We start from the raw sequence: 20,173 nt of genomic DNA, 5'->3' as shown, positions 1-20,173 counted from the left end.
CGAGGAGCGGCGGTGAGGGCGCCGGAGGACCGAGGCCCGGCGCCCGGCGGGTCGGGGGTGCCCGGGGATCGTCCGTTTCCCGTCCTGCTGCCGGTTCCGCCGGACCTCCGGAGCGGACAGTGGGCTGCGGCCCGGCCGTCCGGCCGTCCGTCAACCGAACCCCACTGGAGGGGAATCATGCGCATCCGTACCGCGGCGGCGACGATCGCCGCCACCGCAGCCCTGGCCGTCCCGGTCCTCGCGACCGTCCCGGCCTCCGCGGCGCCCGCGCGCGTGGCCGCCTGCTCGACCTACAGCAACTACGTCAGCTACGGCGTCTCGTGCGACGGCACCCGCAGCTACTACGCGTGGGCCGTCTGTGCCAACAACAAGGTGGTCTACGGGCCGACCAGGTCGCCCGGCGTCTGGTCCTACGCGTACTGCAGCAACGTCGGCTCGACGTTCCGCAGCGGCGGCTACACGCTGGTCTGAGCCGGGGCGAGCGCGCGGTCGAGGCGGTCGGCGAGCGTGGACCACGGCCGGCAGTCGACCACCGGGAGGGCGTGCAGGCGGGCCTGGGAACCGAGCCAGCGCGAGTAGCGCGCGCTGACCTCGGCGCGGCGCGCCTGGACGCCGCCCCCCGGTTCCCGGGCCGCGTAGTTGGCGGCGATCCGGTCGGCGTCCGCCTCGTGCAGGAAGACCGCCAGGACGCTGCGCCCGGCGGCGCGGCCCTCCTCGACGGCGCGGGCGGCTGCGGCCGGGGTGAGGTAGTCGCCCTCGACGACGGCGGGTACCGGCACGGTCAGCCGGTTGCGCACCACTCCGAGGAGGGCGGGCGCCAGTGCCTCGGCCGTGGCGATCTGGAGTTCGAGGACGTGCTCGGGCGGCAGGCCGTCCGGGTCGGCGACGCCGTCGAAGTGGTGCAGTCCGGGGTGCTGGGCGGCGGTGGTGATCTCCTGCACGGCGCTGACCACGTCGTCGAACTCGACCACGAAGGCGCCGGTTCCGGCGGCGAGCCGGGCGGCGGCCACGCTCTTGCCGACGCCGGACGCGCCACCGAGCAGGACGAGGTCCCAGGTCCGTTTCGTCATGGTGCGACGCTACCGCGGAGGATGCGCGGGGATCCTCCGGGTCAGGTGGCCGCCGGGCTGGCGCCGCCCGGCCGGTCGCCGTCGGGTGCGGCGCCGTCCGGCTCGCGGGTTTCGGGATCCCGGGCGTCCGGGCCCGGGTGGTCGAGGCGGCGCTGCCAGGCCGTCAGCAGCACCTCCAGCGCGGACGCCTCCTCGGGGGAGAGGTGGCCCAGCAGCCGGTGTTCGTTGCGCATGTGGGCGGTGAACGCCTCGTCGATCAGCCGCCGGCCGGCCTCGGTGAGGGCGACGACCCGGCCCCGCCCGTCGGCCTCGCTGCGGCGGCGGGTGACGAGCCCGGCCCGCTCCAGCCGGTCGACCCGCTTGGTCATCGCGCCGGTGGTGACCATGGTGTGGGCGGCCAGTTCGCCGGGGGCCCGCTCGAACGGTGCCCCGGCCCGGCGCAGCGTGGCCAGGACGTCGAACTCGCCCTCGCCCAGCCCGTACCGTCCGTAGACCAGGCAGAGCTCCTCGGTGAGCCGGACGGCCAGCCGGTGCAACCGGCCGATGACCGCCTGGGGGGCGACGTCGAGGTCGGGCCGCTCCCGGTGCCACGCGGCCTGGATCAGGGAGACGTGGTCCTGTGCCGGGTCCTGTGCCGGGTCCGGCTCGTGGCCGTGCTCGTTCGCCATGGGGTCATCCTAGCCGAATAGCTTCCATGGAAGATATATTGTCTTCCATGGAAGCCAGTTTCCGGTGGGTGCTGCTGACCGCCGTCGCGCCGGTGGCGTGGGGGGCGAACTACTTCGTCACCCGGGAGTACCTCCCGGCCGACCGCCCGCTCTGGGGGGCGGCCCTGCGCGCCTTGCCCGCCGGGCTGCTCCTGCTGGCGCTCCGCCCCCGGCGCCCGCGCGGCGCGTGGTGGTGGCGCTCGGCGCTGCTGGGGCTGCTCAACACGGCGAGCTTCTTCGTCCTGCTCTACGTCGCCTCCCAGCTGCTCGCCACCAGCGTCGCCTCCACCGTGATGGCGGCCTCCCCACTGACGATGCTGCTGCTCGCCTGGGCGCTGACCGCCGCGCGCCCGGCCCGCGCCCACCTGGTCGGGGCGGTCGTCGGTCTGGGCGGGGTCTGCCTGATGCTGCTCACCCGGGCCGGGGCGGTGAGCCTGCCCGGCCTGGCCGCCTCGGCGGCGGCGATGCTGGTCTCCTCGCTCGGCTACGTGCTCGCCGGGCGGTGGCGGGACGGCGCCGACGTGCTCGCCACGACCGCGTGGCAGCTGGTGGCCGGCGGTCTGGTGCTCCTTCCGGTGGCGGCGGTGGCGGAGGGCGCGCCCGTCGTGCCGTCCGGCCGGGAACTGCTCGCCTTCGGCTACGTCGCGGTGGTGGCGACCGCGCTGGCGTTCGCGGTCTGGTTCGCCGGGCTGCGGCACCTGCCGGCCGGCACGGTCGGCCTGCTGGGCCTGCTCAACCCGCTGACCGGCGTGCTGCTCGGTACGGCGGTGGCGGGCGAGACGCTGGGGCCGCTGCAACTGGCGGGACTGGTACTGGTCCTGGCCGGTGTCGTGCTCGGACGGCCGCGCCGGGCGCCGACCGGAGCTGGGCCTGCCGTGGAGGAGGGCGGCGAGCCGGCAGGCGGTCGGCCGGGGGGTGTCGGCCGGTCGGCGCCGGGGCGGGAGGTCCGCCGGCAGGAACGCTGACGGGGCGGGGACGACGCGGCCCCGGCCCGGGCCGCGTCCTCCGGGGGTGGGAGGAGCGGCGCCGGGCCGGGGCCGTCGGTGTCGGTGTCGGACCGGGTGGGATCAGGCGCCGGGCGGCGTCACGTAGCCGGAGATCTTCCAGTTCTTCGTGCCGCCCGTGGCGGTGCGCGGGTTGATGTGGCGGTGGGTCACCTTGTTGCTCACGTTGCCCTCGACGGTGTCGAGGGTGCCGTCGCGGTTCACCGAGACCACCACGCCGACGTGGCCGCCGCGCGCGTAGGCCGGCGGGCCGTAGACGACGAGGTCGCCGGGCTTGGGCGAGCCGGTGTGGAAGAGGTGGTGCTCCTGCCCCCACTTGCCGACCCCGCGCCCGAGCAGGGTGGTCGGGCCGTTCTTCACCCCGGCCTTCCGCCAGGTCCACTCGGCGAACGCCGCGCACCAGGAGGTGTTGCGGCAGGTCTGGCCCTTTCCGGTGAGGTACTTCTGGCAGGCCGAGCTGCTCTCGGTGACCCCGATCTGGCCGCGCGCGGCGGCCACGATCCGGTCCCGCAGGGTGGCCGCCGCCGGCGCGGCCGCGCCCTCCCGCAGCTCGGCGGAGCCGGCCCCGGTGGCGAGGTCCGCGACGTCGGTGGTGACGGCGGCGGCCGGCGCGGTCGGGAGGGTGAGCGCGTCCGCCGCGCCGGTCCCGGTGAGCGCCGCCGCCGCCAGGGCGGCGACGGCGACGGTGCGGCCCGCACGCTGCTTGAAGGCGGCGAGCGTGAGGTGACGGTTGGTGTGCATCCGTGACTCCTTCGAGTGCATTCCCGCTCCCCGGACGGCATGCGGCAGCCCGGGTACGGGAGGGGGTGGGTGTTCGCCGGGGTTCCTCACCGGCTGGTCATCAGCGTTGCACGGCCGGGGCGCGGACTTCTACGCTGCGCGATCAGCTGGTTACTCATTCGTATGCGGTCCGGATATGCATCGCGCTGATCTGCGGATATGCGCCGGGCCGAGGCAGAGGGGAGCGGACGGATGCCGGACACGGGAGTCATCGGGGCGGGTGCGGAGGGCGACGGAGCGGTCCCGTCGGCCCGGGTGGAGCTGGCGCGGACCCTGCGCGGCTGGCGCACCCGGGCCGGCGAGCTGCCGCAGAAGACGGTGGCCCGGCGGCTCGGCGTCGCCCAGACGACGGTGTCGCGCTACGAGAGTTCCGACGGGCGGTACCCGGCGCCGGAGCCGGCGATCCGCGCGCTCTGGTCGTGCTACCGGCTCGCCGCGGAGGACCTCGACGCGGCGCTCGCCCTGCGCGCCCGGGTGGACGAGGAGCTCCGCTCCGGGACACCGGGCGGTGTCCCGGAGGAGCGTGTCGGGCCGGTCCGGGGGCCGAAGGTGCCGCTGCCGGTCGGATCGGCCGGTTCCGGCGGTCCCGACGGCGCGGTCGGTGTTCCCGCGCCGGTCGGCGCCGCACCGGCCCGCGACGTCCGGGCCGGTGCCGTTCCCGGTGGCACCGCACCGTCCGACGCCCCGCCGGCGGACCGGCCCCGGCACTGGGTGGCCTGGTCGGCGGGGGCGGCGGCCGCACTGGCGGGCGTGGTCGCGGGGGGTCTGCTCGTCCACCATCTGCTCGGTCCGGCGCCGTCCGGTCCGGAGGACGGGGCCCGCGCGCTCCCGCCGGCCGCCGCCTCGGCGGCCCCCGGACAGGCCGCCCCCGGGCGGGCCGCCTCCGGACCGGTGACCCCGCCCGCGCAGGCCCCTGCGGTCGCGGGTGCCACCGCGACCGCCACCTGCCGTGCCGACAGCTGCGTGCACACCGAGCCGAACAGCACCGTCTGCATGAACGACGCCGTCACCACCGCGCAGGGCCGGGACTTCGGCGTCCACGTGGAGCTCCGCTACAGCCCCGGGTGCCGGGCGGCCTGGGCCAGGATCTCGGGCAGCTCGCCGGGCGACCGCGTCCAGGTGTTCGGCCGGGAGGGGACGCCGCCCGACCAGGAGGAGTACCGGCAGCAGACCGGCCGCACCGCGCACACCCAGATGGTGCGGTCGGCCGGCCCCACCGACGCCCGGGCCTGCGCGATCATCGACGCGCGCGGCACGGTCTGCGCCGGCGAGCCCCCCACCCCGGCGCCGTCGTGACGGCGGGCCGGTGCTCCGCCGGGCGGCCCGGGAGGTGGCGCCGGTTCACCGCGTCCCCGCCTCCGCTCCCTCGCGCGGCCCCGGTGGCGGCCGGTCGGTCGGGGCCGCGGGCAGCGAGCGCAGGCGGACCACCGGGGACAGGACCAGCCCGACCACCACCACCGCCGAGCCGGCCGCCGCCGTGCGCAGCGCGCTCTCGGCGCCCACCCGCCCGGCCAGCAGCCCGGCGGAAAGCCCGCCGAGCGCGCCGCCGCCGAAGAGCAGGGTGCGGAACGCCGCGGTCATCCGGCCCATCATCGACTGCGGGGTCAGCGACTGGCGCAGGCTGACGATGACCACCCCGGCGACCCCCAGACCCAGGTAGCTGGTGAAGAAGGAGAGCGCGCAGAGCGCGATCACCGACGGCCGCGGCCCGGCGGCGACGGCGGCCAGGACCGGGCCGAGCAGCAGCGCCGACTGGGCCACCAGATAGACCCGGCCGAGCGGGAACCGCGCGATGACCCGCCGCGAGAGCAGCGCGCCGGTCAGCCCGCCCACCGAGGCGGTGGTGAGGACCCCGCCGAGGGCGGCCGGGCCGAGCCGCAGGTCGTGGGTGCCGTGGAGCAGGAACAGCGTCCAGACCGAGACCATGGAGAAGTTGCAGCAGAACCCGATCAGCGCGAGCGACCGCAGCACGCAGTTGCTGAACACCTGGCCCAGGCCGTCCCGCAACTCGGTGAGCAGGTGCCGTTCGGCGGCCGGGGCCGGTCGCGGCTCCCGGGTGCGGATCAGCAGCAGCGAGACGAGCGACACCGCGTACGAGCAGGCGTCGACCACCAGCGCGACCGGCGCGGTGAGCGCCGAGACCAGGGCGCCGGCCAGCCCCGGGCCGGCGACCTCGGCGGCCGAGCTGCTGACACCCAACCGGGCGCTCGCCTCCACGTAGCGCTCGGGGCTCCGGACCAGCACCGGCACGTACGACATCCAGCTCACGTCGAACGCCACCGAGGCGATGCCGACCGCGCAGGCGATCACCAGGAGCACCGGCAGGTTCAGGACGTGCCACCACGAGAGCAGCGGGACGAGGGCGAGCAGGACCAGCCGGACCAGGTTGGCACCCAGCATGACCGGCCGCCGCCGTACGCGGTCGGTCCAGACCCCGATCAGCAGCGCCAGCCCGAGGTAGGGGGCGAGCTGGAGGAAGCGGAGCAGCCCGACCTGTTCGTCGCTTGCGCCGAAGGCGTGGATGGCGGTCAGCGGCAGGGCCAGGTTGGTGACCTGGGTGCCGAGCAGCGAGACCGTTTCGCCGACCCGGAAGCGGTGGAAGTCGCGGTCGAGCCGGGGGCTCTCGGCCGGAACGTCCGCGGACGGCGCCGTGGATGTCGTTGATGTCGCGGCGGTCGCGGCGGTCGTGGCGGTCGTGGCCGTTGCCGAGCTCGTCGGAACGCCCGTCACCGTCCGGTCACCGTGCCCGCGCCCGCGCCCGCGCCCGCGCCCGTTCCGGACGCCGCTGCCGCGGCGGGCCCGCCGCGGAGCAGCCTGCCGACGGTCTCGGCCACCTCGTCGACCTCCTCCTCGGTGTTGTAGTAGTGCGGCGACAGGCGCAGGCACCACTCCACGTCCTTGTCGGCGAAGTCGAACTGCGCGAACTCGCGGAAACTGAGGGCGGAGTTGACGGCCCGGGCGTCCAGCGCCGCCTTGAACGCCCCGGCCTCCCAGCCCGGCACGGCGAAGGTCACCAGCGCGGCGGGCGCCGGCCCGCCGTCGAGCAGGCGGACACCGGGGAGTTCCGCGAGCCGTTCGCGGAGCGCGGCGGCGAGCGCCGGGGTCCGCCGGGCGACCGCCGCCGGGCCGACCCGCAGCGCGTAGCGGACGGCGGCGGCGCTGCCGAGCACGGTCGCGTAGGGGAACTCCCACTCCTCGAACCGGGCCGCCGTGTCCACCGGCCGGTACTCGCCGGGCGCCGTCCAGCGGGCGCCGTGCATGTCGATGAACAGCGGCTCGTACCCGGCCCGGAGGACTCGCTCGGAGGCGTACAGGAAGCCCGAACCGCGGGGCCCGCGCAGGAACTTGCGACAGGTCGCGGTGAGCAGGTCGCAGCCGATCTCCTCGACGTCGATCTCGTACTGGCCGACGGACTGGCAGGCGTCGACCAGGTAGAGCAGGTCGAGTTCCCGGCAGTGCCGGCCGATCTCGGCGACCGGCTGGACGAGTCCGGAGTTGGTGGGGACGTGGGTGGCGGCGACCAGTCGGGGCCGCCGGCCGCGCATCAGGGCGGCCATCGCCGCGACGTCGACCCCGCTGCCGTCCGGGTGGTCCGGGGCGTGCACGATCTCGACGCCGAAGCGGCGGCGCAGCGCGAGGAAGGCGATCTGGTTCGAGACGAAGTCGTTGCGGGTGGTGAGGACGATGTCGCCGGGCCGGAAGTCGACGGCGGAGAGCGCCTTGGCGTAGGCGTGGGTGGCGCTGCCGGCGAAGGCGATCGTGTCGGGGCCAGCGTTGATCAGCTCGGCGACCGAGGCGTGGAAGTCGGCGACCTCGGCGGCACGGGCGGCGGAGGCCTCGTACCCGCCGACGGTGGCCTCCAGCCGGAGGTGGTCGACCATCGCCCGGAGCACCGGACGGGGCATCAGGCCGCAGCCGGCGTTGTTGAAGTGGATCACGGACTCGCAGCCGGGCGTGTCGGCCCGCAGCGCGGCGAGGTCGAGCGGCGCGGCGGGGTCGAGCGGCTGCCCGGCGGGTCCGGACGGCCCGGTCGGGGGCTTCCCGCCGGAGAGCGGTTCCGGGGAGGAGGGGAAAGCGCTATTGTTGTTCTTCATGTCCGACGGTAGCAGTACTGACGCGCTCGTGGGGATCCTTCGCCGGGAGGTCGCCGGTCTCGCGCCGGGCGCCCGGCTGCCCAGCAGCCGCGACCTGATCGCCCGCCACGGCGTCGGGCCGGTCACCGTCTCCCGCGCGATCGCCCAACTGGCCGCCGAGGGACTGGTGGTGACCCGCCCCGGGAGCGGGACCTTCGTCGCCGTCCGTCGGTCCCGCCCCGGCAGCCAGGCGCCCGACACCTCGTGGCAGGCCGTCGCCCTGGCCGGCCGTCCGCAGGCGCCGGGCGGCGACCCCGGAGCCGAGTCCGGAGCCGAGCCCGGAGCCGAGCCCGGCGGGACCGACGACACGTCGGCCACGGCGCCGGCCGGAACGATCAGCCTCGCCGGCGGATACCTGCACGAGAACCTCCAGCCCGTCCGGGCACTCGGCGCCGCCCTGGCGCGCGCCGCCCGCCGACCCGACGCGTGGCGCCGCGCGCCCGCCGTCGGCCTCGCGCCGCTGCGCGCGATCCTCGCCCGCCAGGCCGGACCGGGGGTCCGCCCCGAGGACGTGCTGGTCACCGGCGGCGGCCAGGGCGCGCTCTCCATGCTCTTCCGGGCGATCGCCGCGCCCGACAGCCCCGTCCTCGTCGAGTCGCCCACCTACCCCGGCGCGCTCGCCGCCGCCCGCGCCGCCGGGCTGCGCCCCGTTCCCGTCCCGATCGACGAGGACGGCCTGCGCCCCGACCTGCTGGCCGACGCCTTCGCCATGACCGGCGCCCGGCTCCTCTACTGCCAGCCGACCTTCCACAACCCCACCGGCACCGTGCTCCCCCCGGACCGCCGCCGCCAGATCGTCGACGTCGCCCGCGCCGCCGGAGCCTTCCTGATCGAGGACGACTTCGCCCGCCACCTCGGCCACGGCCGCCCCGTGCCTCCGCCGCTGGTCGCCGACGACCGCGACGGCACGGTCGTCCACCTCACCTCGCTCACCAAGCCCGCCTCGCCCAGCCTGCGGATCGGTGCGCTGATCGCCCGGGGCCCGGTCATGGGCCGGCTGCGCGGCATGCGGCTGGTCGACGACTTCTTCGTCGCCCGCCCGCTCCAGGAGGCCGCCGTCGAGCTGCTCTCCACCCCCGCCTGGGACCGCCACCTGCGCACGCTCGGCACGGCGCTGGGCGAACGCTGCGCCGTCCTGTCCGGCGCGCTCGCCCAGGACCTCCCCGACTGGGTACCCGTCCGGGTCCCGGCGGGTGGGCTCCACCTCTGGCTGAGGCTGCCGGAGCCGCTCGCGGACGGTGCGGTCGCCGACGCCGCCCGGGTGGCCGGCGTCGCGGTCAACGCGGGCCGGCGCTACTTCCCGGCCGAGCCGCCCGCCGCCCATCTGCGGCTCGGCTTCGCGGCGGCCGCGGACCAGGCCGATCTCGTCGAGGCCGTGCGCCGGCTGGCCGCCGCCGTCGTACGGTGACCGGAGCGCGGTGACCGCGAGCACGCTGCCCGGCGCCGGTGCGGCGACGCCGACCGGTGAACAGCTAGGGCGTTCATCCATCGGCCGAGGCCGTGACCTCGGTGCTCGGGCAGCACCCCCGTGCCGTAGTGCTGGCCGTCACCTGTGCCGTTGCCGGGGACGACGAGTTCGGTGAAGGCGGCGATCGAGCCGCAGAGTTGAGCTCGGCCGCCTCTTGACTGACCCCTGACCTGACGGCGAAACGCCGCGGCTTGCCGGGGCGTTTCCTCAGTTCAGCGCAAGCCGTCTGTGTCGTCGTACTCTTCGCCGACCGGGAGTGGCAGACGGTCCTCCGCCGGGTCATCGCTGTAGATGGCCGCGGAGACCGCGCTGTCGTAGGCATCGTCGAGGCCGTTACCGCTTGCGCCGAGTATGTTCTCCCAGTCAATTCCCATACCTACGAGCCTACCCGTAGTGTTCGAGGAACCGAGCGATGTGGGCGTTGAGCTCGTCCGCCTGGGCAAAGATCGCAGCTTCCTCTCCTGGAAAGTGGGCGGCGCGGCCGGCCTCGTCATCGGGCCAGGTGTTCTGCCTCGGGAGGTTGTGGACGGCTGGGCAGTTGAGTCCTATGGGTCGGTACAGTCGGGACAGCGAGCTTGTCGTACCGCGTGGCGACAGCGCGGTTCCTCTTGAGGCGGTTGATCCCACACTCGACCGCGTGGCGCTCGCGGTAGTCGGCCGGGTCGAAGCGCGGCGGCCGGCCGCCGCGGGAACCGAGCCTTCGGCGGTTGCGGGCCTGGTCGGCCCTGTCCGGGATGGTGCAGCGAATCCCGCGGCGGCGCAGGTAGCCGCGGTTCCTGCGGGAGGCGTACGCCTTGTCGGCCCGCACGCGGTCGGGGCGGACGCGTGGCCGTCCCGGACCGATGCGGGGCACGCGGACCTTGTCCAACACGGGTTCGAACTGCGGCGAGTCGCCAAGCTGCCCGGCCGTGATCACGATCGACATGGGTGCGTCCTGTTGCGCGGCCGCGGCGGTCCTTCGGAACCCGGAGGGACGCCGGGTCGCGGTCGTGGTGCAGAGTCTTCTCCACCAAGGCCGGCCGTCGTACTGGCAGATGACACGAAGATGCCCGCCGGGTGACGCGGGGTCAGTCGCGGATCGACCGACACCGCCGCCCCCGACCCGGGGCGGGCCGCCTCCGGAAAACCCGGTGACCGACGGGTGGCCGACTCCCTACACTCGGGCACGCAACAGCGCGCCGCCCCGCTCCGGGTGGTGGTGCGCACCGTGACGAGTCGAGGGAGGCCGGTCGTGCGTTACCGCACCGCTGTCGTCGTCCCCTCGTCCCGGTACGAGGTGATCCTGGTGTCCTCGTGCGCCCGGTGCCCGCTGCGCGGCCGGCACCGGACTCCCGCGACGCACGCCTGACACCGGGCCGTCCACCGGACGCCCGGGCCCCGCTCCCGGGGCCGCCGCCCCGAGCCGTCTCCCGGCCGGGCCGCCGTCCGTGCCGTCGCCGCAATCGCGCCGCCCCTTTCCAGGAACACCCCGAAAGGCACCGGGCCATGCGCACCGACGTCCGCCACCTCACCGGCACCACCGGCACCACCCACGCCACCGGCCTTCCCGCCGTCCGCACCCTCCGCAACCTGGGCATCCTCGCCCACGTGGACGCCGGCAAGACCACCGTCACCGAGCGGATCCTCTTCCTGACCGGCACCATCCACAAGCGCGGCGAGGTCCACGAGGGCACCGCCTTCACCGACTGCCACCCGCAGGAACGCGAACGGGGCATCACCATCTCGGCCGCGGCGGTCAGTTGCACCTGGGACGGCCACCGGATCAACCTGATCGACACCCCCGGGCACGTCGACTTCGCCGACGAGGTCGAGCGTTCGCTCCGGGTCCTGGACGGGGCGGTCGCGGTCTTCGACGCCGTCGCGGGCGTGGAGCCGCAGAGCGAGTCCGTCTGGCGCCAGGCCGACCGGCACGGCGTGCCGCGCATCGCCTTCGTCAACAAGCTCGACCGCGCGGGCGCCGACCTCGACGCGGCGGTCGCCTCCATCCGGGAGCGGCTGCACCCCGCGCCGCTCGCCGTCCAGCTGCCGATCGGGTGCGAGGACGGTTTCGTCGGCGTGGTCGACCTGCTGACGATGCGTGCCCTGACCTGGGACGACGGTCCCGAGGGAGACGGCTACCGGGAGGGTCCGGTACCGGAGGGACTGCTGGCCGAGGCCGGGCGCCGCCGCCGGCAGCTGGACGAGACGGTGGCCGGGCTCCATCCGGGCGCGTTGGAGGAGTACTGCGAGCACGCGGCGCTCTCCGCCGCGACGCTGGCCGGTGCGCTGCGCGACCTCACCCGCAGTGGTGAGGCCGTGGTGGTGCTGTGCGGTTCGGCCTACCGCAACCGGGGGATCGAGCCGCTGCTGTCGGCCGTCGTCGCCTACCTGCCGTCGCCGCTGGACGTACCGGCGGTGCGCGGCAACCCGGTGGGGACGTCCGCCGGCACCCGGGCCGCCGCCACCGCGGGCTCCGGCGAGGAGGAGCGGCCTGCGGACCCGGACGGTCCGCTCACCGCGCTGGTGTTCAAGGTGACCGTCAGCTCCACCGGCCGGCTCACCTACCTGCGCGTCTACGCGGGCACGTTGCGCAAGGGGGACACCGTGCTGGACGCGGGCAGTGGCCGCACCGAGCGGATCGCCCGGATCCTGCGGGTCCAGGCCGACCGTCAGACCGAGGTCGGCACGGCCGTCGCGGGTGACATCGTCGCGGTGGTCGGCGTCAAGGCGGCGCGCGCCGGAGCGACCCTCTGCGCACCCACGGCGCCCCTGGTCCTGGAACCGACGGTCGCGGCGGAACCGGTGGTCACGGTGGCGGTCGAGGCCAGGCGGTCCGTCGACTCCGACCGGCTCGCCACCGCCCTGGCCCGGCTGGCCGAGGAGGACCCGTCCCTGGTCGTCCGTACCGACCCGGAGACCGGGCAGCGCGTGCTGTCCGGCCTGGGCGAACTGCACCTGGAGGTGGCGGTGGAGAGGATCCGCCGGGAGCAGGGGCTGGAGGTGAGCGTCGGGCGCCCGCAGGTCTCCCACCGGGAGACCGTCGGGCGCGGCGTCTCCGGCCTGGTCTACCGGCACGTCAAACAGGACGGCGGCGCAGGCCAGTTCGCGCACGTCGTGCTCGACGTGGCGCCGCTCGACGTGGATCCGGCCGGGGCAGCCGGGCCGGACGGCGGGGCGGTGGAGGGCTTCGTGTTCGCGTCCGCCGTCACGGGCGGCCGGGTACCGAGGGAGTACGTCCAGGCGGTCGAGGCGGGCTGCCGCGACGCGCTCGCCGACGGACCGCTCGGCGGCCATCCGGTCACGGGGCTGCGGGTCACCCTGACCGACGGGGCCACCCACCCGAAGGACTCCTCGGACCTGGCGTTCCGCATCGCCGGCCGGCTCGCCCTGCGCGAGGCCCTGCGCGCCTCCCGCATGGTGCTGCTGGAACCGGTCGCCGAGGTGACGGTGACGGTGCCGCAGGAGGCCGTCGGCGCCGTGCTCGGTGACCTCGCCGCCCGTCGCGGCCGGGTCCAGGGCTCCGCTCCGCGTGACGGCACGGCGGTCGTGACGGCGGTCGTGCCGCTGGCCGAGCTCTTCGGCTACGCGACCGGTCTGCGCAGCCGGACCCAGGGCCGGGGCACGTTCACCACCCGGCCCGCCGGGTACGCCCCGGCGCCGGCGGCCCGGTAGGCCGGTCCGGCCGGGCCCGCCCCGCAGGGCGGGCCCGACCGGGGGCCGGGGAGGGCGCCGGTGGCGCCGGCGGTTCAGGGCAGGCGGCGGGCCAGCCCGGGGTGGTCGAGGACCAGGCCGTGCCCGTCCAACAGCAGGTCGCCGGTGTGGTCCCCGCACCGGTACCGGACGGTCACGGCCTCCCCGGCGCCGGCCCCTGTGCCCTCCCCGGCCGGGAGCAGGTGGGTGTAGGTCTGGGGGGAGGGGTGCACCGTCAGTCCGGGCACCCGGACCCGGGCCATCAGGAAGTCCTGCTCACCCGGTCTCCGGTGCAGCCGGTGACGGAGCACCGGCATCGTGGCGGTGAGCGGGGAGAGGCCGAGGTCGCAGTCGAGCGCCCCGTTCAGCTCCGGACGGTGCACGCCGTTCACCGTCCACCGCCCGCCCTCCTGCCGCAGGTCCAACTCCCGCTCACCGTCTGCCGATTCGGCACGCACCCGGAGCCGCCGGGTGATCCAGGCCGGGCCGGTCTCCAGCTCGTAGCTCAGCCAGTACGGCGCCGGCACCGTGCCGACGACACGGCCGCGGGCGTGCAACTCGCCGTCGCCGAGCCCGACCCACGCGGTCTCCACGCCGCGACTCCCGGCCACCCGCCAGGTGGGGACGAGGTGAGTGATCATGCCCGCCACCGTACTCCCCGGACGGCCTCCGGCCCGTGGACGGCGGCCCGTCGCGTGCGGCGGAACCGCAGGGCCGAGCGTGATCGTCCAGGAGGCGGGTGCTGCGGACGGGGCCGTGCGCGGGAGGGCACGTGCGGGCATCGGGAGACCGACCGCCCGGGGAGCGGGGATCGCATGGACCGGGCGGCGCACGGCTCGCCGGAGGCGCTCGAAGGCACGCGGTGGCCCGACCCGCCGGCCGGCGCGACCCGGCTGACGGAGGAGCCCGGCGAGGCCCGGGCCCGGGGGGCCGCCCCGTAAGCCCGGAAACCGGCCCTGACCTGCGCGTCCTTCCGTGGTGGGGCCGGGGTGAACGGCTAGCGTGGCCGGGCGGCCGGGCCCGGCCGCCCGGCGCCGAAGGCGCCGCACCCACCACGAGGGACGGGCAGGCATGCAGTTCGACGACCAGGGGGACCTCGACACTTCGCAGGTGAGCGACCGGCGCGGCATCCCCGGCGGGAAGGTCGCCGTCGGGGGCGGCGCGGCCGGTCTGATCGCCGTCCTGATCGCCGTGCTGTTCGGTGTCGACCCGAGCGTCCTCGGTCTCTCGGACGGCACGGAGGGGAGCGGCGGGGCCGCTCGGGCCACGACGGCCGGCGAGGTGCAGCAGGTCTGCCGGACCGGTGCCGACGCCAACCGCCGGCAGGACTGCCGGATCGTCGCCGTGACCAACAGCCTCCAGGAGTACTGGGGCGGCGAACTGCCCCGCCTCGGGTCCGCCTACCGCCCGGCCGAGACGGTCCTGTTCACCGACCGGGTCTCCACCGCCTGCGGCGCGGCGAGTTCCGCCGTCGGCCCGTTCTACTGCCCCGCGGACCTCCGCGCCTACTTCGACCTCGGGTTCTTCTCCGACCTCTCCACCCGTTTCGGCGCCCGCGGCGGCCCGTTCGCCGAGGCGTACGTGGTGGCCCACGAGTACGGCCACCACATCCAGAACCTCACCGGGACGATGCAGAAGGTCGGCCGGGACCGGCAGGGGCAGAACAGCGGCTCCGTCAAGCTCGAACTCCAGGCCGACTGCTACGCCGGCGTCTGGGCCCACCACGCCACCACCACACCGCAGGCGTCCACCGGACGGCCGCTGATCAGCACGCTGACCGACCAGGACATCGCACAGGGGCTGGACGCGGCGGCGGCCGTCGGTGACGACCGGATCCAGCAGCAGGCGACCGGCCGGATCGACCCGGACACCTGGACCCACGGCTCCGCCGACCAGCGCAGGGCCTGGTTCACCACCGGCTACCGCACCGGCGACCCGGCCCGCTGCGACACCTTCGCCGCGCAGCGCTGACCCGTGCCGCCTGCGGGGCCCCCGCCGGGGCCACCCTGTCATCCGTCAGGGACCGCTGCCGCCGGGCCCTTCCTACGCTGCTGAGCACTGGCCGGGCACCGGCCGGACAGGCCGTACCGGCCGCACCAGAGGGAGATCCACCATGCGCAAGATCCTGCACGCCGTCGCCGCGCTCGCTCTCGCGGCCGCCGCCGCCACGGCCATGGGCAGCTCCGGCGCCCAGGCCGCCGACGGTTCGTGGGACGGCTGTCCGTACGGGGCCGTCTGCATCTACGGGGAGGGTGCCAGCACGAGCACCCCGCCGACCGACGTCTTCTACAGCTACGGCGCCCACAACCTCCGCAACCAGACCGGATGGCACTGGGTGCTCAACAACCAGTCCGGCGGCGCGCACTCCCACCTGTGCACGGGCTACAACGGTGCCGGGTGCGGCTACGACATCGCCGCGCAGGCCGGCGTCTACGCCGACCTCACCCCGATCAACTCCATCACCCTCGACCGTCCCTGACCCCCTGCCCGGCCGCGGGTCCCCGCCCGACCCGCCCGACCCGTCCCACCCCGCCCGACCTCGGTGGCCGCCGGAATTCCTCCGGCGGCCACCGCCGCGCGTACCGGGGTGACAGCATGGACGGATGTCGGCCGGACGGGTCACGAGGGCCGGTGGGCCCGGGGGAGGGGTCGGGTGCGCGAGTTCGTCTACCTGTCGGAGACCAAGCTGTCGCAGTTCCGGTCGGACCGATCCCCGGTTCCGGTGCCCGGCGCGGTCGGCCTGACCACGCCGTTCGGCGGCGTCGAGGTCACCGCACGGGGGCCGGACGCCGAGCGGCTCCGGCGGCGGAAGCTCAGGCAGGTGGAGAAGTACCTGGCCGCGCAGGCCGACTGGTTCACCGCTCCGGGGCTGCGGCCGGGCCGGTGGGTCCGCTACGAGGCGCCGCTGCGGGTGGTCACCCTCCGGGGCTCGCACCAGGACCTGGTCCTGTTCGTCGATCCGGCGCCCGGCGAGGACCCGGAGTACGACCGCGAGTCGGACGGCCGGCTGCTGCTGCACGGCTCCGCGCACCACCTGGTCGGCGGCCCGCCGCCGGCCGTCGACGGACCTCCGCTCGGCTACCACCCCGGGGCCGAGACCTCGGGCGGCTCCTTCGTCCGGACCGTGGTCGGCGAGGTGGTCCGGGCCCTGGAGCTGGAACTGGCCCTGGAGAACGGTGCGTCCGCCGGGGCCGGTGGGTCGGCCGCGCTGCCGGGTCCCGGTGTGCGGGACCTGCTGCGCTCGCTGGACCTGACCGGGCCCGAGGTCTCCACCGCCGCCCGGGTGGCCGGCTACGCCCGCGTCACCGCGGTGCTCCCCGCGACCGATGCCGTGCCGCGGTGCCTCGTCGCCAGCCCGCTCGGGGTGGAGTACCACTCCGGTCCGCGCTGAGCCCTCCCCGTCCCGGGCCGCGTCCTTCCCGGCCGCGTGCCCCGGCCCACGCCGAGCGGACGGCCAGGGAGGGTCGGGGCGGGGCCGCCGGCGCGGCGGTGACGGAGGCCGGGGCGGCGTTCAGTACGCCACGGTGAACCTGCTGCGGACGTGGGCGGGGTGCTCGGCCTCGTCGAGCAGGGCGACGGCGAGGTCCTCCATCGAGATGGCCGAGGTACCGGCGGCGTCGACCACGAGCTCGTCCCGGCCCAGTCGGTAGCGGCCGGTGCGCTCGCCGGGTTCGAGGAGGGCGGCGGGGCTGAGGTACGTCCAGTCGACCCCGGCGTCGGCGCGGTACAGGTCGAGCTGTTCGCGGCAGGCGTCGGCGATGGGACGCCAGGCGGCGGGGAAGCCGGGGTCGTCGACGACGGTCCTGCCGTCGCCGCCGGGCAGGGCGAGGCTGCCGGCGCCGCCGACGACCAGCAGCCGCACGCCGGTTCCGGTCAGACCGGCGAGCAGGCCCTTGGTGGCGACGGCCAGTTCGTCCTCGTGGCCGGGCGCCGGACGGGTGGCCGTGATCAGCACGTCCTGGTCGGCGGCGAGCCGGCGGACGTCCTCGGGGTCGCGGGCGTCGCCACCGGCGATGACGGCCGACGGTGGGAGCCGGTGCGGGCGGGCGGGGTCGCGCAGGACGGCGGTGACCCGGTGCCCGCGGGCGAGGGCCTCGGTCACGACCCGGCTGCCGACGTTGCCGTTCGCGCCGAACACGGTGATGCGCATGGGAGTTCTCCTGGAAGGTCCGGGAAGGGGAGGGAAGGGTACGAGGCGGTGACGGAGCCGGGGCGGTCCGGCGCTCAGGCGGTCCGGTGCCTGGTCCGGGCGGGCGCGCGGTCCACGGCCTCGGGCGGCGCCCCGGCGGCCCCGGCGGGCGGTGCCTCCGCCGCGGCCTTCGACGCGGTGCCCGACCGCTGGGTCTGGGCGGCGACCAGCGAGCCGAGCACGATCAGCGCGCCGAGGGCCTGGACGGGCGAGAGGTCCTGGCCGAGGACGAGCCAGCCGAGCGCGGTGGCGACGACCGGGCTGAGCAGGCCGAGGAAGGTGACGGAGGTCGGCGGCAGGGCGCGGATGCCGCGGAACCAGAGCGCGTACGCGACGGCCGCGCCGATCAGGCTCAGGTAGCCGTAGCCGAGCAGGTTGGCGCCGGTGAGGTGGGACGGCGGCGGGCCCTCGACGAACAGGGTGACCGGGAGCAGCAGGAGTCCGCCTGCGGTGAGCTGCCAGCCGGTGACGGCGAGCAGCGGGGCCGGTGAGGTCCAGCGCTTGGAGAGGACGACGCCGGTGGCCATGACCACCGCGCCGCCGAGCGCGGCGGCGATGCCCAGGGCGTCCAGTCGGGCGTCGGCCCGCAGCACGAGCAGGCTGACGCCCGCCACGCCGGCGATGCCGGAGAGCAGGGTGCGCAGCGAGATGCGGTCGCCGAGCAGGACGGCCGACAGGCCGGCGGCGATCAGCGGTTGGACGGCGCCGACGGTGGCCGCGACTCCGCCGGGCAGCCGGTAGGCGGCGACGAAGAGCAGGGCGAAGAAGGCGCCGATGTTGAGTGCGCCCAGGACGAGGGAGCGCCACCACCAGCTGCCCTTCGGGAGCTTCCGGGTGAGGGCCAGGAGGAGCAGTCCGGCGGGCAGGGCCCGGAGCACTCCGGCGAGGAGCGGGCGGTCGGGCGGCAGGAGTTCGGTCGTGACGAGGTAGGTGGAGCCCCAGATGGCGGGGGCCAGGGCGGTGATCAGCACGATGGCGAGGCGATTCCTTAGCACTAAGCAAACATATCTCAGCGCTAAGGCATCTGGAGCGGGGTGCAGGCACTCGATGGCTGTGAGCTATCTCACCACTAAGGAATCGCCTAGGCTGGGGATCGTGGCAGAGCACGCAGAACACCCAGAACACGCGCAGCGCACCGCTCACGCGGACCGTGCGGCGCAGTCCGACCACGTGGACCGGGTCGTGGGGCAGTGGGGCGCGGAGCGGCCCGACCTCGACGTCTCGCCGATGGCGGTGATCGGCCGCCTCAACCGCCTCTCCCGGCTGATCGACGCCGAGCTGAAGCGCACCTTCGCCCTGCACGGCCTGGACTTCGCCTCCTTCGACGTCCTCGCGACGCTCCGGCGCAGCGGCCCGCCCTACCGCCTCACCCCGACCGGCCTGATGCAGTGCGCGATGGTCACGTCGGGCGCGATCAGCCAGCGCCTCGACCGCCTGGAGGCCCGGGGGCTGGTCACCCGGACCCCGAGCGGTTCGGACGGACGCAGCCGCGAGGTGGCGCTCACCGAGGAGGGGCACGCCCTGATCGACCGCGCCCTTCCCGACCACCTCGCCACCGAGCGCCGGATCCTCGCCGGGCTGGACGCGACGCAGACCGCCGCGCTGATCGACGCCCTGCGCACCCTGCTCGCCGCCCTCGGTGACCACCCGGAGTGAGACCGGTCGGGGTGAGACCGGTCGGGGTGAGACCACCCGGAGCGGGGCCGTCCGGCGCGGCCGGCCTGTGGGCGGCCCACCCCGGGCGGGCCGCGCCGGCTACGGGTTGACCGCCACCGCCTTGAAGAACGTGTAGTGGAACGTCCCGCCCGGCTCGGCCGTGCGGCGGAGGTCGGCGGTGCCCCGGTCGAACGCCTCGCCCGTGGTCAGACCGGCCGCGACCGCCTCGTCGCGCACCGACTCGACCATGGCGACGAAGGTGCGCCGGGTGAACCCCTCCATCAGCTCCGGGCGGCCGCCGTCCGCGTAGACGGTGCGCGGGGCGACCGTGACGTCCCGGAAACCGGCGCCGGTCAGCAGGGGATGGAGCTGCCGGCCGAGCAGGCCGTCGCCGCCCGCGTCCGCCTGGAGCCTGACCAGGTGGCCGACGACCGCGTCGGCCGCCGCGCTGCGCGGGTGGAAGAAGGCGGAGCCGTGGTCCCCCTCGATCACCGTGACCGTGCCGCCGGGACGCAGGACGCGGCGCAGCGCCGCCAGGGCCGCCGCCGGGTCCGCGAGGTGCTCCAGCACGAAGCAGACGAAGAGGTGGTCGAAGCTGCCGTCCGCGAACGGCAGGTGGTGCAGGTCCCCGTGGTGCCACGTGACGTGCGCGCCGGGCGCCGCCGCCGCCACGCGGGCGCGTGCCTCGGCGAGCGAGTCCGCCGACAGGTCGGTGGCCGTCAGAAGCGCGTCCGGGCTGGTGGCCAGCAGGTGCACCGTCTGCGCCCCGACGCCGCACCCGGCCTCCAGCACCCGGCTGCCCGGCGGGTAGGCGGTGCCGGTGTGGAGCAGTTCGGCGAGGGAGTCGGCCTGGTCACCGAGCCGCCGGGCCTCGGCGGGGGAGTAGCCGTGCACGTAGGCCGGGTCGACGGCGCCGGTGCCGTCGGCGTGCCGGCCGGTCGAGGCCGGCCGGGCGGGGGTCGGGCCGATCGGCTCGGTCCGGTCGGTCCGGTCGGTCCGGTCGGTCCGGTCGGTCGGGGTGGTCGCGGTCGCCGGTGTGCTGCTCGTCGTCGTCATGCCCCCACCCTCACGGCACAATGGACCCGTGAACAGGTCCAATGATCAGCCCATGGACAGGTCCAAAGAAGCCGGTGCGGACTTCCTCCAGCTCGACCCGCGGGAGGCCCCGGCCGGTGGACTCGCCGACTGGCTGGCCCACCGGCTCCGCCGGGCCGTCACCGACGGCCGGCTCCCGGTCGGCAGCCGGCTGCCCGCCACCCGCGTGCTAGCGGCCGACCTGCGGGTCTCGCGGGGCGTCGTGACGGACGCCTACCGGCGCCTCGCGGAGGAGGGCCGGGTCGCGGGGCGGGGGAGGGGCGGCACGGTCGTGGTCGATCCGCTGGCCCCGCCCGCGCGGGCGGGCGCGGGGGGGGGGGGGGGCCCGCGGGGCGGGGACGACCCGGCGGTCTGCCGGGGCGGCGCCGTTGCTGCCAGTGCGGGGGCGGGTGGCGACGGGTA

General features: G+C 75.8%; 21 protein-coding genes and 1 pseudogene. 10 read left to right on the top strand and 12 right to left on the bottom strand.

The features are described from left to right. Positions 1-177 precede the first annotated feature (177 nt). Positions 178-471, top strand: coding sequence for a hypothetical protein (locus ABZY91_RS23435; protein WP_329881295.1), 294 nt, complete (start codon positions 178-180; stop codon positions 469-471). Here ABZY91_RS23435 and ABZY91_RS23430 read toward each other — a convergent pair. Further along, entirely contained in the window at positions 456-1,070 is a 615-nt protein-coding gene (locus ABZY91_RS23430; RefSeq protein ID WP_355405010.1) for an AAA family ATPase, read from the bottom strand. The genes ABZY91_RS23435 and ABZY91_RS23430 overlap by 16 nt on opposite strands. A 41-nt stretch (positions 1,071-1,111) precedes the next feature. Further along, positions 1,112-1,738: a MarR family transcriptional regulator gene (locus tag ABZY91_RS23425; protein WP_355405008.1), complete on the bottom strand. Its 627-nt coding sequence runs from the start codon at positions 1,736-1,738 to the stop codon at positions 1,112-1,114. A 47-nt stretch (positions 1,739-1,785) separates the two neighbouring features. Here ABZY91_RS23425 and ABZY91_RS23420 point away from each other — a divergent pair, with 47 nt between their 5' ends. Further along, complete coding sequence (locus tag ABZY91_RS23420) at positions 1,786-2,742, top strand: EamA family transporter (RefSeq protein ID WP_355405006.1); 957 nt, start codon at positions 1,786-1,788, stop codon at positions 2,740-2,742. 102 nt (positions 2,743-2,844) lie between these two features. On the opposite strand, the gene ABZY91_RS23415 is transcribed toward ABZY91_RS23420, so the two are convergent. Then, positions 2,845-3,522: a CHAP domain-containing protein gene (locus ABZY91_RS23415; protein ID WP_355405004.1), complete on the bottom strand. Its 678-nt coding sequence runs from the start codon at positions 3,520-3,522 to the stop codon at positions 2,845-2,847. 231 nt (positions 3,523-3,753) lie between these two features. On the opposite strand from ABZY91_RS23415, the gene ABZY91_RS23410 reads away from it, so the two are divergent. Beyond that, complete coding sequence (locus ABZY91_RS23410) at positions 3,754-4,857, top strand: DUF2690 domain-containing protein (protein ID WP_355405002.1); 1,104 nt, start codon at positions 3,754-3,756, stop codon at positions 4,855-4,857. A 45-nt stretch (positions 4,858-4,902) separates the two neighbouring features. Here the strand turns inward: ABZY91_RS23410 and ABZY91_RS23405 are convergent, their stop codons facing one another. Both ABZY91_RS23405 and ABZY91_RS23400 read right to left on the bottom strand, forming a co-directional pair. Next, positions 4,903-6,291, bottom strand: coding sequence for an MFS transporter (locus ABZY91_RS23405; protein ID WP_355405000.1), 1,389 nt, complete (start codon positions 6,289-6,291; stop codon positions 4,903-4,905). After that, positions 6,288-7,655, bottom strand: coding sequence for an aminotransferase class V-fold PLP-dependent enzyme (locus tag ABZY91_RS23400; protein ID WP_355404998.1), 1,368 nt, complete (start codon positions 7,653-7,655; stop codon positions 6,288-6,290). The genes ABZY91_RS23405 and ABZY91_RS23400 overlap by 4 nt, the downstream gene beginning before the upstream one ends. On the opposite strand from ABZY91_RS23400, the gene ABZY91_RS23395 reads away from it, so the two are divergent. Beyond that, positions 7,654-9,102 (top strand): PLP-dependent aminotransferase family protein, encoded by a 1,449-nt coding sequence (locus ABZY91_RS23395; RefSeq protein WP_355404997.1) that lies wholly within the window; start codon positions 7,654-7,656, stop codon positions 9,100-9,102. The genes ABZY91_RS23400 and ABZY91_RS23395 overlap by 2 nt on opposite strands. A gap of 59 nt (positions 9,103-9,161) precedes the next feature. Here ABZY91_RS23395 and ABZY91_RS23390 read toward each other — a convergent pair. The 3 genes and pseudogenes from ABZY91_RS23390 to ABZY91_RS23380 all read right to left on the bottom strand — a co-directional run. Further along, positions 9,162-9,293 (bottom strand): annotated as a pseudogene (locus tag ABZY91_RS23390) (GNAT family N-acetyltransferase); the annotation flags it as partial. A gap of 81 nt (positions 9,294-9,374) precedes the next feature. Continuing rightward, on the bottom strand, positions 9,375-9,536 hold the full coding sequence (locus ABZY91_RS23385) for a hypothetical protein (RefSeq protein WP_355404995.1): 162 nt from the start codon (positions 9,534-9,536) through the stop codon (positions 9,375-9,377). 116 nt (positions 9,537-9,652) lie between these two features. Further along, positions 9,653-10,198 carry a transposase gene (locus ABZY91_RS23380; protein WP_355405051.1) on the bottom strand — a complete coding sequence of 182 codons (546 nt, stop codon included), beginning with the start codon at positions 10,196-10,198 and terminating at the stop codon, positions 9,653-9,655. A 449-nt stretch (positions 10,199-10,647) separates the two neighbouring features. Here ABZY91_RS23380 and fusA point away from each other — a divergent pair, with 449 nt between their 5' ends. Further along, on the top strand, positions 10,648-12,813 hold the full coding sequence (gene fusA / locus ABZY91_RS23375; protein WP_355404993.1) for an elongation factor G: 2,166 nt from the start codon (positions 10,648-10,650) through the stop codon (positions 12,811-12,813). 74 nt (positions 12,814-12,887) lie between these two features. Here the strand turns inward: fusA and ABZY91_RS23370 are convergent, their stop codons facing one another. After that, entirely contained in the window at positions 12,888-13,472 is a 585-nt protein-coding gene (locus ABZY91_RS23370) for a putative glycolipid-binding domain-containing protein (protein ID WP_329951881.1), read from the bottom strand. Between the two features lie 430 nt (positions 13,473-13,902). Here ABZY91_RS23370 and ABZY91_RS23365 point away from each other — a divergent pair, with 430 nt between their 5' ends. The 3 genes from ABZY91_RS23365 to ABZY91_RS23355 all read left to right on the top strand — a co-directional run bounded on the left by ABZY91_RS23365 (position 13,903) and on the right by ABZY91_RS23355 (position 16,222). After that, positions 13,903-14,802 (top strand): neutral zinc metallopeptidase, encoded by a 900-nt coding sequence (locus tag ABZY91_RS23365; RefSeq protein WP_329881284.1) that lies wholly within the window; start codon positions 13,903-13,905, stop codon positions 14,800-14,802. Between the two features lie 142 nt (positions 14,803-14,944). Next, the gene (locus ABZY91_RS23360) at positions 14,945-15,310 is read left to right on the top strand and encodes a hypothetical protein (RefSeq protein ID WP_329881283.1); all 366 of its coding nucleotides are present in this window, start codon (positions 14,945-14,947) and stop codon (positions 15,308-15,310) included. Positions 15,311-15,484: 174 nt separating this feature from the next. Continuing rightward, positions 15,485-16,222: an SAVMC3_10250 family protein gene (locus ABZY91_RS23355; RefSeq protein ID WP_355404990.1), complete on the top strand. Its 738-nt coding sequence runs from the start codon at positions 15,485-15,487 to the stop codon at positions 16,220-16,222. Between the two features lie 120 nt (positions 16,223-16,342). Here ABZY91_RS23355 and ABZY91_RS23350 read toward each other — a convergent pair whose 3' ends face one another. Both ABZY91_RS23350 and ABZY91_RS23345 read right to left on the bottom strand, forming a co-directional pair. Beyond that, positions 16,343-16,981: an NAD(P)H-binding protein gene (locus ABZY91_RS23350; protein ID WP_355404988.1), complete on the bottom strand. Its 639-nt coding sequence runs from the start codon at positions 16,979-16,981 to the stop codon at positions 16,343-16,345. Between the two features lie 74 nt (positions 16,982-17,055). Continuing rightward, positions 17,056-18,015: an EamA family transporter gene (locus ABZY91_RS23345; protein WP_355404986.1), complete on the bottom strand. Its 960-nt coding sequence runs from the start codon at positions 18,013-18,015 to the stop codon at positions 17,056-17,058. A gap of 100 nt (positions 18,016-18,115) precedes the next feature. Between ABZY91_RS23345 and ABZY91_RS23340 the strand changes: the two genes are divergently transcribed. Then, positions 18,116-18,676 (top strand): MarR family transcriptional regulator, encoded by a 561-nt coding sequence (locus ABZY91_RS23340; RefSeq protein WP_329951877.1) that lies wholly within the window; start codon positions 18,116-18,118, stop codon positions 18,674-18,676. A 99-nt stretch (positions 18,677-18,775) separates the two neighbouring features. Here ABZY91_RS23340 and ABZY91_RS23335 read toward each other — a convergent pair whose 3' ends face one another. Continuing rightward, a complete protein-coding gene (locus ABZY91_RS23335; protein ID WP_355404984.1) occupies positions 18,776-19,732 on the bottom strand; it encodes a methyltransferase domain-containing protein in 957 nt (318 codons plus the stop codon). 52 nt (positions 19,733-19,784) lie between these two features. Here ABZY91_RS23335 and ABZY91_RS23330 point away from each other — a divergent pair. After that, positions 19,785-20,173 (top strand): GntR family transcriptional regulator (locus tag ABZY91_RS23330; RefSeq protein ID WP_355404982.1); only part of this gene is annotated, 389 nt, incomplete at its 3' end.

The organism is Kitasatospora sp. NPDC002965 (genome assembly GCF_040611255.1).
Lineage (GTDB): Bacteria > Actinomycetota > Actinomycetes > Streptomycetales > Streptomycetaceae > Kitasatospora.
The sequence above is the reverse complement of the archived record's forward strand: the minus strand, read 5'-3'. Positions and strand labels throughout refer to the sequence as shown.

What these genes read in the sequence shown, in the direction of transcription:
- ABZY91_RS23435 (WP_329881295.1), top strand. Translation starts at nt 178, where the DNA reads ATGCGCATCCGTACCGCGGCGGCGACGATCGCCGCCACCGCAGCCCTG.
- ABZY91_RS23430 (WP_355405010.1), bottom strand. Translation starts at nt 1,070, where the DNA reads ATGACGAAACGGACCTGGGACCTCGTCCTGCTCGGTGGCGCGTCCGGC.
- ABZY91_RS23425 (WP_355405008.1), bottom strand. Translation starts at nt 1,738, where the DNA reads ATGGCGAACGAGCACGGCCACGAGCCGGACCCGGCACAGGACCCGGCA.
- ABZY91_RS23420 (WP_355405006.1), top strand. Translation starts at nt 1,786, where the DNA reads ATGGAAGCCAGTTTCCGGTGGGTGCTGCTGACCGCCGTCGCGCCGGTG.
- ABZY91_RS23415 (WP_355405004.1), bottom strand. Translation starts at nt 3,522, where the DNA reads ATGCACACCAACCGTCACCTCACGCTCGCCGCCTTCAAGCAGCGTGCG.
- ABZY91_RS23410 (WP_355405002.1), top strand. Translation starts at nt 3,754, where the DNA reads ATGCCGGACACGGGAGTCATCGGGGCGGGTGCGGAGGGCGACGGAGCG.
- ABZY91_RS23395 (WP_355404997.1), top strand. Translation starts at nt 7,654, where the DNA reads ATGTCCGACGGTAGCAGTACTGACGCGCTCGTGGGGATCCTTCGCCGG.
- ABZY91_RS23400 (WP_355404998.1), bottom strand. Translation starts at nt 7,655, where the DNA reads ATGAAGAACAACAATAGCGCTTTCCCCTCCTCCCCGGAACCGCTCTCC.
- ABZY91_RS23385 (WP_355404995.1), bottom strand. Translation starts at nt 9,536, where the DNA reads ATGGGAATTGACTGGGAGAACATACTCGGCGCAAGCGGTAACGGCCTC.
- fusA (WP_355404993.1), top strand. Translation starts at nt 10,648, where the DNA reads ATGCGCACCGACGTCCGCCACCTCACCGGCACCACCGGCACCACCCAC.
- ABZY91_RS23370 (WP_329951881.1), bottom strand. Translation starts at nt 13,472, where the DNA reads ATGATCACTCACCTCGTCCCCACCTGGCGGGTGGCCGGGAGTCGCGGC.
- ABZY91_RS23365 (WP_329881284.1), top strand. Translation starts at nt 13,903, where the DNA reads ATGCAGTTCGACGACCAGGGGGACCTCGACACTTCGCAGGTGAGCGAC.
- ABZY91_RS23360 (WP_329881283.1), top strand. Translation starts at nt 14,945, where the DNA reads ATGCGCAAGATCCTGCACGCCGTCGCCGCGCTCGCTCTCGCGGCCGCC.
- ABZY91_RS23350 (WP_355404988.1), bottom strand. Translation starts at nt 16,981, where the DNA reads ATGCGCATCACCGTGTTCGGCGCGAACGGCAACGTCGGCAGCCGGGTC.
- ABZY91_RS23335 (WP_355404984.1), bottom strand. Translation starts at nt 19,732, where the DNA reads ATGACGACGACGAGCAGCACACCGGCGACCGCGACCACCCCGACCGAC.